The 11,025-nt window shown below is 60.9% G+C and carries 11 protein-coding genes; 4 read left to right on the forward strand and 7 right to left on the reverse strand.

What is annotated here, in order from left to right; translation table 11 throughout:
- Positions 1–336: 336 nt before the first annotated feature.
- Positions 337–1,260, forward strand: a complete 924-nt coding sequence (locus CAURI_RS00250; RefSeq protein WP_010188142.1) for a methylenetetrahydrofolate reductase — start codon at positions 337–339, stop codon at positions 1,258–1,260.
- On the forward strand, positions 1,257–3,521 hold the full coding sequence (metE, locus tag CAURI_RS00255; RefSeq protein ID WP_010188144.1) for a 5-methyltetrahydropteroyltriglutamate--homocysteine S-methyltransferase: 2,265 nt from the start codon (positions 1,257–1,259) through the stop codon (positions 3,519–3,521). Before CAURI_RS00250 ends, metE begins: the two co-directional genes overlap by 4 nt.
- Here metE and CAURI_RS00260 read toward each other — a convergent pair.
- Positions 3,518–4,186: an HAD family hydrolase gene (locus CAURI_RS00260; RefSeq protein ID WP_010188145.1), complete on the reverse strand. Its 669-nt coding sequence runs from the start codon at positions 4,184–4,186 to the stop codon at positions 3,518–3,520. The genes metE and CAURI_RS00260 overlap by 4 nt on opposite strands.
- Before the next feature lie 69 nt (positions 4,187–4,255).
- On the opposite strand from CAURI_RS00260, the gene CAURI_RS00265 reads away from it, so the two are divergent.
- Both CAURI_RS00265 and CAURI_RS00270 read left to right on the forward strand, forming a co-directional pair.
- The gene (locus CAURI_RS00265; RefSeq protein ID WP_010188146.1) at positions 4,256–4,786 is read left to right on the forward strand and encodes a peptidylprolyl isomerase; all 531 of its coding nucleotides are present in this window, start codon (positions 4,256–4,258) and stop codon (positions 4,784–4,786) included.
- Between the two features lie 71 nt (positions 4,787–4,857).
- The gene (locus tag CAURI_RS00270; RefSeq protein WP_010188152.1) at positions 4,858–5,502 is read left to right on the forward strand and encodes a rhomboid family intramembrane serine protease; all 645 of its coding nucleotides are present in this window, start codon (positions 4,858–4,860) and stop codon (positions 5,500–5,502) included.
- Positions 5,503–6,422: 920 nt separating this feature from the next.
- Here CAURI_RS00270 and CAURI_RS13450 read toward each other — a convergent pair.
- The 6 genes from CAURI_RS13450 to pknB form a co-directional block, all read right to left on the reverse strand.
- Positions 6,423–6,668 (reverse strand): ribbon-helix-helix domain-containing protein, encoded by a 246-nt coding sequence (locus CAURI_RS13450; protein WP_010188154.1) that lies wholly within the window; start codon positions 6,666–6,668, stop codon positions 6,423–6,425.
- Positions 6,669–6,719: 51 nt separating this feature from the next.
- Positions 6,720–7,373 (reverse strand): response regulator transcription factor, encoded by a 654-nt coding sequence (locus CAURI_RS00280; protein WP_010188156.1) that lies wholly within the window; start codon positions 7,371–7,373, stop codon positions 6,720–6,722.
- A gap of 9 nt (positions 7,374–7,382) precedes the next feature.
- The gene (locus CAURI_RS00285) at positions 7,383–7,595 is read right to left on the reverse strand and encodes a hypothetical protein (protein WP_010188158.1); all 213 of its coding nucleotides are present in this window, start codon (positions 7,593–7,595) and stop codon (positions 7,383–7,385) included.
- Between the two features lie 51 nt (positions 7,596–7,646).
- Complete coding sequence (locus tag CAURI_RS00290; RefSeq protein WP_010188160.1) at positions 7,647–8,723, reverse strand: sensor histidine kinase; 1,077 nt, start codon at positions 8,721–8,723, stop codon at positions 7,647–7,649.
- A 15-nt stretch (positions 8,724–8,738) separates the two neighbouring features.
- Complete coding sequence (crgA, locus tag CAURI_RS00295) at positions 8,739–9,014, reverse strand: cell division protein CrgA (protein WP_010188168.1); 276 nt, start codon at positions 9,012–9,014, stop codon at positions 8,739–8,741.
- A 68-nt stretch (positions 9,015–9,082) separates the two neighbouring features.
- Positions 9,083–11,023: a Stk1 family PASTA domain-containing Ser/Thr kinase gene (gene pknB, locus CAURI_RS00300; protein ID WP_010188173.1), complete on the reverse strand. Its 1,941-nt coding sequence runs from the start codon at positions 11,021–11,023 to the stop codon at positions 9,083–9,085.
- Between the last annotated feature and the right edge of the window lie 2 nt (positions 11,024–11,025).

An 11,025-nucleotide genomic window follows, 5' to 3' on the forward strand; every position in this document is an offset into this window, starting at 1 on the left:
TTTAGGTGCTCCTTTACGTTAATACTGAGGTGACTTTTTCGGCGGGGCACTGTAATTGCGCGCCCGCGTTAGCGCTGGATACTCCCTTTCAGCGTAGTGGTGGCGCGCAGGTCCCGCCACCAGATGCGCCAGGTCGCGAGCTGTCCAAAGAAAATAGACAGCTTTGTACGGATGGGCCGGGTTTTTATTCACTTGCGCTATGGGCTAACGGTGCAGCTGACTGAGTTCTAAAGGTATTACCAATGCAAAACGGCTTTCGTCCGAAATGGACAGCTTGGTACGTTTTGGGACATCAACACCGAAGATAAACAACGATAACCTGCAGAGGAGGTGAGCATGTCCCCGCGACTTTCTGCATCCGCACCACTAGACCAAATCAGCGAAGATACGCCCAAGGAGCTTAAGCGCACCGCTCTCTCCTTCGAGGTGATCCCGCCGCGTCATGATGCAGACGCTGCAAAGATTGACCGCTTGCTCGCCACGCTTGCTGCGTATAACCCTGATTACATCGCCGTCACCAGCTCCCAGCGCTCTGGGTGGCTGGAGGGAACCGCGGCCTTCATCGAGAAGATTTCGCGCGATACCGCGATGCGTCCCCTGGCGCACCTGGCTTGTACTGCCGGCACGGAGGAAGAGCTCGTTGGTTGGATCGACACGCTTGTCGACGCCGGCGTGCGCGGCCTCCTCGCGCTCCGCGGCGATCTACCGGAGGGCGGCATGCCCGAAGGCCACCTGCCGCACGCAGACTCCCTCGTCCGGCTCATCCGCCGCTGGGAATCAGACCGCGTGGCGCGCTTGGCAGCTGGCCGCCTGGCGGTTGGCGTGGCCTGCTATCCCAATGGCCACGCCGAATCCGCCACGCCGGACGAGGACATCGACGTTCTCCTGGCCAAGCAACGCCTCGGCGCCGACTTCGCCATCACCCAGCTCTTCTTCGACGCGGAGGATTACGTCCGCTTCGCCCAGCGCGCCCGGCTGGCGGGCGTGCGCATTCCGCTGATCCCCGGGATCATGCCTATGACTAGCCGCGCTCGGGTGGAGCGAATGTGCCAGCTGTCCGGGCTGGCCGGGCCGACCAAGGTCCTCGACCAACTCGCGGCAGCGACCTCCCCCGAGGAAGAGAAAGAAATCGGCATGCAGATTACGGCCTCCCTGGCGAAATCGGTGATGAACGCCGGCGCCGATGGGCTGCACATCTACACGCACAACAATCCAGACATTACGACTGACCTGCTTAATCGAATTGGAGTCACCCCATGACCGCACCATTCCCCAAGGCCACGATTGAGGGCTACCCGCGCGTTGGCGCCCACCGCGAGCTCAAGCGCGCGCTGGAGTCCTACTGGTCCGGCAAGATCGACGCCGAGACCTTCGAATCCGCCGCGCACTCCCTGCGCCTCGACACCTACGCTCGCCTCAAGGAGCTGGGACTCACTGAGGATTACGCCATCCCGGCCGACGTTGCCTACTACGACCACGTCCTCGAGACCGCGCTGACCGTGGGCGCTGCCCAGGGCGAGAGCCTCGATAATGAATTCACCCTGGCCCGCGGTAACAAGGACACGGCGCCGCTGGAGATGACCAAGTGGTTCGACACCAACTACCACTACATCGTTCCCGAGATCACGGATGAACAGGCCTTTAGCGCCCGCCCGCAGCGTGTTCTGAAGATCGTCGAGGAGGCCCGTGCCGCCGGCTACACCGTGCGCCCAGTCCTCGTTGGCCCGGTGACCTTGCTGGCCCTGTCCAAGCAGGCCGAGGGCGCCACCAAGCAGCCGCTCGACCACCTTAATGAGCTCGTGGACTCCTACCTCACCGTATTGGCTGAGCTTCACGACGCCGGCGTCGAATGGATCCAGCTCGCCGAGCCGGCCCTGGTAGCCGACCTCGCCGCCGCTGACGACGCCACTCTCGCCGCCGCACTCAAGACCGCCTATGGCCGCATCCTGAGCGCGGAGAAGCGCCCGCAGGTGTACCTGACCACGCCCTATGGTTCCCTCAACGCTGGCCTCGACGTCATCACCGAGCTTCAGCCGGAAGCGGTCCAGGTGGATCTGTCCGTCGGGACCCTGGCCTTGGACAACTCCTATCTCGAGCGCGTGGCCAAGCTCGCCGAGGCCACCCACCTCTCCGCCGGCCTCGTCGATGGCCGCAATGTCTGGGCCGCCAACCTGCGCGACCTGCGCGAGAAGTTCGAGACCCTAGGCGATAACGTCTCCGTAACCACCTCCGTGTCCCTGCAGCACGTGCCGCACACCGTGGAGGCGGAGACCTCCCTGCCGGTGGACGTCGCCACCTGGTTCGCCTTTGCCGATGAGAAGATCCGCGAGGTCGTAGCACTCTCCGCCGGCCCGCTGGATGCCCCAGAGGCTTATGCGCAAGCTGACCGCGCCGTGCGCACCCGTGCCGAGTCCTCCCGCACCCACGACCAGGCAGTACAGGATCGCACCGCGCAGCTGCCGGAGGGCCAGGTCCAGCGCCAGCCGGAGTTCGCGGAGCGCAACAAGGCACAGGAGGCCCTCGGCCTGCCGCAGCTGCCGACTACCACCATCGGCTCCTTCCCGCAGACTGCTGAGATTCGCGCCGCCCGCGCCGCACACCGCAAGGGCGAGCTCTCCGATGCCGACTACACCGAGGCGCTGCGCAACGAGGTGAAGTCCGTCATCGAACTGCAGGAGCGCCTAGGCCTGGACGTCCTGGTCCACGGCGAGCCGGAGCGCAACGACATGGTGCAGTACTTCGCCGAGCTTCTCGACGGCTTCGTCGTCACCGAGAACGGCTGGGTCCAGTCCTACGGCTCCCGTTGCACCCGTCCGCCGATCGTCGTTGGTGACATCTCCCGCCCGAAGGCCATGACCACCGAGTGGGCGAAGTTCGCGCAGTCTCTGTCCGAGAAGCACGTCAAGGGTATGCTCACCGGTCCGGTGACCATCTTGGCCTGGTCCTTCGTGCGCGATGATGTTCACCAGTCCGTCTCCGCTGATCAGCTCGGCGTGGCGCTGGCCGACGAAGTCTGCGACCTCGAGGAGGCCGGCATCGACATCATCCAGATCGACGAGCCCGCCCTGCGCGAGCTGTTGCCGCTGCGCGAGAAGGACCGCAAGGCCTACCTCGACTGGGCGGTGCGCTCCTTCCGAGTGGTTTCGTTGCAGGCGAAGCCTGAAACCCAGATCCACACGCACCTCTGCTACTCGGAGTTCGGCCAGATCATCGACGCCGTCGCCGGCCTCGACGCCGACGTCACCTCCATCGAGGCGGCCCGCTCCCGCATGGAGCTGCTCGAGGACATCGATGAGAAGTTCCACTCCGAGATCGGCCCGGGCATCTACGACATCCACTCCCCGCGCATCCCGTCCGTGGCGGAGATGGCCGAGCTCATCCGCGCCGCTCTGAAGAACGTGCCTGTGGAGCGCCTGTGGGTCAACCCGGACTGCGGCCTGAAGACCCGCGGTTACGAGGAGACCGAGGCCTCCCTGCGCAATATGGTCCTCGCCCGCGACGAGGTTCGCGCCAGCCTCTAGAGGTTTAAATCTTTGGATTTAAACCTTTTAAAGTAGCCCATCGCCGTGAGCTCACTGAGCGCGGCGATGTCTCCGTTTCCGGCCCTATCGAAGTGCAGCGCCTGGAGCCCCGCGGCCCGGGCGCCTTCGACATCATTGGTCACCGAATCACCAATCATGAGTGTGGAGCTAGGCTCTACCTCTAGGCGCCGACAAGCCTCGAGGTAGGCCTCTCGGTGTGGTTTTGGCTTTGCCATTTCCACGGTGGGAAAGAGCTCAATGCCTGGCAGGTCGAGTCCGCCCGCCTTGAGCTTGCCCTCCTGCATCTCACGAGCCCCGTTCGTCAAAACGCCCACCTTAAGGCCGCGGGACAGGACATGCTGGAGGGTGGGGAGGGCGTCGCCAAGCGCCTGCCAATGCTTTTCATACGCGGCTAAATACTTGGCATATTCCGCTAGCGCCTCCTGCTCCGTCATCTCCGGGCGGCCCAGGAACTCGCGGCAGCGCTCCACGCGCTGGCCCTGGTGGGAGACCTCGCCGCGCTCGTAGGCGGCGAACCACTTCTTTTCGATCTCCGCGAAGCGCTCGTGATGACCGCCCGGCAGCCACTCCTCGACGGCCGCATGCATCGCAGCGGTGTGGTCCATGAGAGTGTCATCGAGATCGAAGAGAATGGCGCGGATCATGCTTGTAACCGTACGCAGATCGCTCACAGCGTTGTGCCGAAACGACGCACCGGGAGAAATTTCCATACAATGGCTGGCATGACTCAGAAGACCGCAACTGCAACGATGCACACCAACTACGGTGACATTGTTATCGACCTGTACGGTAACCACGCACCGGTAACCGTTGAGAACTTCATCGGCCTGGCCAAGGGCGAGAAGGACTACACCACCCAGAACGCCAAGGGTGAGCAGTCCGGCCCGTTCTACGATGGCGCTATCTTCCACCGCGTTATCGACCAGTTCATGATCCAGGGCGGTGACCCCACCGGCACCGGCCGTGGCGGCCCCGGCTACCAGTTCCAGGATGAGTTCCACCCGGAGCTGCAGTTCGACCGCCCGTTCCTGCTGGCCATGGCGAACGCCGGCCCGGGCACCAACGGCTCCCAGTTCTTCATCACCGTGGCGCCGACCCCGCACCTGAACAACCACCACACCATCTTCGGTGAGGTCACCGATGCGGCTTCCCAGGAAGTCGTGTCCAAGATTGCGAAGGTCTCCACCGACCGCATGGACCGTCCGGCTGAGGACGTTGTCATTGAGTCCATCGAGATCGCCTAAGCGTTCTTAGCTTTTCATCTGAGCCCGCTGCCACGTGATGTGGTGGCGGGCTCGTTGTTTTAGGAGTCTGCGTGAAGAACTATCTGAAATCAGCACCGGCCACCCTGGTGCTTATGGTGCTGTGCATCGGTGCCTGGTGTGCCGCGGCCATTCAAGGCTCGTCCCTTTCCGCGCCCTACTATCGCAGCATGCTGGCCCAGGACTGGACGCTGTGGGGTCCCGAGGTGTCCGAGCACCCCACAACTGTCATTACCGCGGGCTTTATGCACCTCGACGCTGGGCACCTCTTGGTCAACATGGTGATGCTGTTCTTTGTGGGCAGGGAAGTAGAACGCGCCCTGGGCAGTGCGTTGTATGTGGTGGCCTATCTCATTTCCATTGTGGGCTCTTCCGCCGCGGTGCTGTGGATGGATTTCGGCACACCCACGGTGGGCGCCTCCGGTGCTCTCTTTGCGCTCATGGGTCTACTCATTGGTGTGTACCGCAGCCGCGGTTTAGACCTGCGCGCGCCCATCGTCTTGGTCGTAGCAAACGTTATTTACAGCTTTGTGGCGGAGAACGTCTCCGTGTGGGGGCACTTGGGCGGTTTGCTCACAGGACTGCTGTTGGCGCCATTCCTCTTTCGCCAACGTGCGTGGCTGCGTTGGCTGGGGATATGGCTTATCGGGGTGATAGCTGCTGTTGCAGCGGCGCTGCGAGCTGGGCTTTGGGGATAACTCGGGCGTGTTATCCACCAAAACCTCTGTGCGAAAGAATTCCACATAAGTTATCCACATTGTGGATAACTACATTTTTGTAATTTACCGAACGTGTGCGCCAAGATAACCGCAGATCAGCAGCTTAATCGGTTGTGTTCGAAGTTTTTGTGCGGGCTGTGGGAAGCGTGAAAACACTTATCCACAGGGTGTGGAGAAAAGCTGTGGAATTCGTTTTCCACAGAGTTATCCCCACCCTGTGGATAACTTTGTACCCAAGGTGTTAACAGCGCTCCGGTTGCGGGGTGTTTGGCATGTCTTAGGCCGATTTGGTGCGGGAAACCCGACCCCACCGCCGAAAACCACCAGGTAGCAGCGCTAAGAGTAGCGTTGCTCATCTACCCACGGCCTAAGTCGGGTCACAACTCATGGCCTGAGAGCATTGCACGTCTCTTCGCGAAACGGATTACCTTCTTCGTTCCCCTCGCAACATGCAACGTCTGTGTATCTCCATCAACATGCTGGAGGAGTTTGGCAAAAGGCATCAGTCATAAGGCGTCTTCATGGCTGAAAACGCCATTTACTCATTGCAGATGGCGTTTTTTAGACCCAAAGATGTCTTTTGCCAGATGCCTTCTGTAGGACGCCTTCCTGGCTTAGATTGATTTAGTGCGGAACACCCCCACTCCGCCACCGAGAGTCGCCAGGTAGCAGCGTCAAGAGTGGCGTTGCTCACCCACCCGTGGCCTTGGTCGGGTCCCTACCTAACCAAGGTGTTAACCGTGCTCCGGCTGCGGGGTGGGAGGTGACCAAAAATCAGGCAGTTTGTAGTAGAGCCTGACTTTGAGCGCTAGTCGAGCAGAGCGCGGTACTGCTTGTGGGCCTTCATGGAATGAATGATGGCCTCGGTCCCATCGAAACCGAGACGAAGTTTCGCTATTCTAGGTGGCTTTTCTTAGTGCTTCACGGATTGCCTGTGACCTAGACCATCCATGGATTGCGGCATACTTATCCAGGGCCGCAATTTCATTGGGTGAAAGGCGAATAGAGACAATTTTTGCGGCTTTATTGTCGCGGGGCTTCCGCCCCCGAGTACGAAGAGTCTCCACGTCGTAACCCTTTTCGGCTTCCGTTACCCATTCATCAATTTGCTCTTCGCTGATCGGTTGTCCATTGATAGTTTTCATAACCGTAATCGTATTACGAAAAGGGGTTCCGTCGCTAGAGTGAAGTTCGGACTAGGAACCAGCGCCGCCCAGAATCTTCGTCACCAGGTTTAGGCGCGTGCTGGCGCCGAAGATGGTGATGAGGCGTGAGACGTGCTTCTTCACGGCGGATTCGGAATAGTGGGTGGCCGCGGCGATCTCTGAATTGGAGTTGCCGGCGAGGAGGAGTTTGAGGACGGCTATTTCGGCGTCGTGAAGCTCGTGGCTTTCAATAGCGGCGGCGACGGGATCGCGTGGGGTGGCAGGCTCACCGATGTAGTCGACCAAACGGTGCATGGCGGCGGGTGCCACGACGGTGCCACCCTCCACGGCGGCGCGGACCGCCTCGATGATTGAGCGCGGGCGTTGGTTCTTCAAGATATAGCCCGCGCCGCCCGCCCGCAGGATCTTCAGCATCGTGTCATCCGAGTCGAAAGCGGTTACCGCCAAAAACGTCGGAGGATTCGGCGCGGAGTTCAAGTGCTTGAGCAGCGTGATGCCGTCCATGTGCGGCATGTGAATATCGGCGAGGACGAGGTCCGGCTTGGCTTCTTCAAGCTGGGCCAAGCAATCCGCGCCGTTGGTTGCCTCACCGACCACCGTGATGTCTTCGGTGGTCTGGAAATAGACGCGGAGCGTCGAGCGAACGAGCTCATCATCGTCAACGAGGAAAACCCGAATGCTCATGGCAACAGTTTAGCCGCACCACCAACGCTGGGGGCTGGTGGAGCAACGGAAGTGGTCGGCGAATTCGCCCGCGAAAGACTTGTAGAAGGTGAATCCGGTGGACTCAGTGCTCTCAGTAGCGGTGGTTTCAGCGGTAGCTTCAACAGGAGTCTCGGCAGCACTGGCGATTGGTGCGGAAAACAGCACGAGAGCTGCGGCGGCAACGGCGAGGGAAGAACGCATGTCTATTTACCTTGTGAGATTTAGAATTCGGTGAACTACCGGGCAATTTTACTATATTTTTCTTAGGTGGGCGGTGGGAAGAGTAAGGCGAGTGATCCAGTGATCACCTTCTTTGCCGCTGCCGAAGCTGCCGTGCATTCGGCGAACGCGGCGGGCGATTTCACCCAAGCCCAGATTCGTCGTCATGTATTGGCGTGATTGCTGAGCCGCAATCACGGAAGTGATCACCACGTCGATGGTCTTGGAGGTGCTCGTTGCCTCGATGCTTACACGGGATTCAGGGCGGGCGTACTTGAGGATGTTCACGGCGAGTTCGGAGAACACGAGGGATAGCTTTTCCGGCAGTGCAAGCTGGCCATTCTTGCCCACTGTTATCTGCGGCTCGCATTGAAAACCATGACTGCCCAGGAAGCTAACCATGGTGTCGAGGTCTTCTTCCAAAGACTTAACTCCCTGAGTCACGCTCTCATTCTTCATCACTCGCAGTAGGTCGCGGACCTCGCCCATGGCCCGGCGGGCGTCGTCGGCAATTGCCTCTGCGGAGTCGGCCGCTGAGGGATCCGATTGGGTCAGAGCCAAAGTTTCGGAGCGCATGACCACGGAGGTGAGCGTCGCAGCTACCGAATCATGGAGGGCGGTCATCAGCGCCTCGCGCTGCTCGGCGGCGCGATGCTCAGCGGCGAGACGCTGGTCCCGGGTTTTGCGCAGCGCGGCCCCAATGACGATGGAAACCGCATACAAGACGAACGGTATCGACAGGTTTAACGGGTCGAAATCAGGCAGATAATTAATCGAAGGATCCGTCGTGACGAGGTATGTGTACACCACCGCTGGGGGAACCGACCACAGCCAGCGTGTACGAAACGCCACGATGCCCACGATGACGGGGCTCCACGCCAAGAGGAGGAAAGACCGCCAGTCTGGGCACCACATAGCAAACGCAAAAAGCGCACCGTACCCGCAGGCCGCCGCAAGTGGGCGGCGGATGGCCAGTGGCGTCAGGGAAACGCCGAGGCCGGCAAGTACGAGTGCGCCGGGGGTGAGGAAGTTTTTATCTAGCGTGACGGTGAGCATCACCAAAATGATGCAGCCAACGCCAGCGATGCTATAGAACCTCGAGGAGCTCATCGGCGGCGATGAAAACTAACGCCAGCCCATCGTCATCAACAGACCGATGATGGCCAGGCCGAAGCCGATGCCGTAATTCCACGGTCCCAGCTCCTGCATGAACGGAATGGACTCGCCGGCCAGGTAGTTCACCACCAGCCAGAGCAGGCCGAGGAGCATGAGGCCCAGCATGATGGCGATGTACCACTTCGGGGTGCCCTCAGAGTTAATCTTGACCGGGGTGCGGTTAGTAGCAGAGCTGGAGGACTGCGGGAGTGCAGAGCCCTCCGTCGTGATCTTGGACTTTGGCATTATTACACCTTCACGAAGAATAGGGGTGGTTAATCTGTGAGATACCTTAGCAGCTGCGGCAATGAGAGCTACTGCGGCAGCAGTGCTGCCGGGTCAAACTCCCAGAACCGGACCTGGATGGTCTCATCCTTGCGGATGACATCGCCGCGGCTTGCCGACGCCCATCCGATCTTGTTGCTGTCGATCGGGTTAGACGTTGGGATGCGTTCGCCCACGTCGAGGGAACCGGACCAGCCCTTGGCACGCAGCGCGGATTCGGCTTCCTGCTGCGTGGAATGCGTAATATCCGGTGCCTGGATGAGCATCGAGTTGGAGACTTCCAGGGTGACCTGGCTGCCCTTGGGTAGCTTCTGGCCCTGCTCGACAACCCTGAGCACCTGGTTCTCCGGCAGCTCAGAATCCACCGAATTCACGGTGACGTCAAAGTCCATGGAGGACAGCATCTCCACCGCGCGATCACGGTCCATGCCGCTGACGTCTGGAACGCTGACTTCCTTCTGGCCCTTGGATACCGTGACGCGTACTTTCGAGCCCTTGGATAGCTGCGCGCCGCCCGCTGGGTTCTGGGAAATGATCTCGCCCGCGGGGGCCTCATCATTCACCTGCTCCACGTCGGTATTCAGCTCCAAGCCGGCTTCCTCCAGCGCAGTGGTAGCTTCATCCAGCTTCATGCCGGTGAGATCCGGGACCTCGGTGACCTCTTTGCCAGAAGATACTGTCAGGGTGACCGAAGAATTCTTCTGCAGCTCCGAGCCCTCCGCCGGGTTGACGCGGATCACCTTGCCGCGGGGCACATCGGGGCTGGGCTCTTCGTTAACGGTCACCAGCAGGCCAAGCTTTTCCAGCTCTTCGACCGCTTCATTGCGCGGGCGGTTGGCCACCTTCGGGACAGTGACCATGTTCGCGCGCTGGGCTGCTTCATGCTGCTCCTGCTCGCGCTCGCGGGCCTCTTGGCGGGAGCTATCCCAGAAATCCCAGGCAAAGTAGCCAATGATGGCGACGAGGGAGGCGGCGAGCAAGGCCGCCAGCCACTTCAAGCCGGAGCCGGCTTCCTCATCTTCCGAAGGGCGGGTGGAGGCCACCGGCGCACGGTGTTGCGCGGCCACGGGTGCCACCATTGTGGTGGGGTGATCCTCATCGTTGACGTGGGAGCGTGCCGCTTCCGGGAGTTGCCCCTGTGCCAAACGATCAAGATCATCGCCCATCTCCCAGGCGGATTGGTAGCGATCCGCCGGGTGCTTGGCCATTGCCGTGAGCACGACGGCGTCGACGCCAAGGCGCTCTCGCTCCGTGAGCTCTTCGTCAATGAGCTCTGAGGGGGGCGTTGGATCCTCCTGGACGTGCTGGTAGGCCACAGCAAAAGGTGTTTCACCTTCAAACGGGGTGCGCCCAGTGACCGTTTCATACATGACACATCCCAGAGCGTAGACGTCGGAGCGGGCGTCGGCAGGCTTGCCACGGGCCTGTTCCGGGGAAAGATACTGCGCTGTACCGATGACAGCAGAGGTCTGCGTCATCGCCGACGTGGAATCATCCAGCGCGCGGGCGATGCCGAAGTCCATGACCTTCACTTGGCCGGTGTTGGTCAGCATGATGTTGGCCGGCTTGATGTCGCGGTGGATGATCCCGGCCTCGTGGGAGGATTGGAGGGCCTCCGCTACCGGCTTGAGCACGCGCGCGGCCTCCGCCACCGTCATGGGGCCATCTTCTCGCACAATGTCGCGCAAGGTGCGGCCCTGCACGTATTCCATGACGATATACGGCACCATCAGGCCGTCGACGTCCTTTTCACCGGTATCGAAGACAGCAACGATGTTCGGGTGGTTGAGTTTGCCGGAGTTCTGGGCCTCGCGGCGGAAGCGCTCACGGAAGTTAACGTCGCGCGCCATGTCGGGGCGCAGCATCTTGATGGCGACGGTGCGCCCCAAGACGGAGTCTTCGGCCTCGTAGACCTCGGACATGCCGCCGGAGCCGATGGACTGGCGGAGGTGGTACCGATCACTGACCATGG

It is taken from the genome of Corynebacterium aurimucosum ATCC 700975, from assembly GCF_000022905.1.
GTDB classification, from domain to species: domain Bacteria; phylum Actinomycetota; class Actinomycetes; order Mycobacteriales; family Mycobacteriaceae; genus Corynebacterium; species Corynebacterium aurimucosum_F.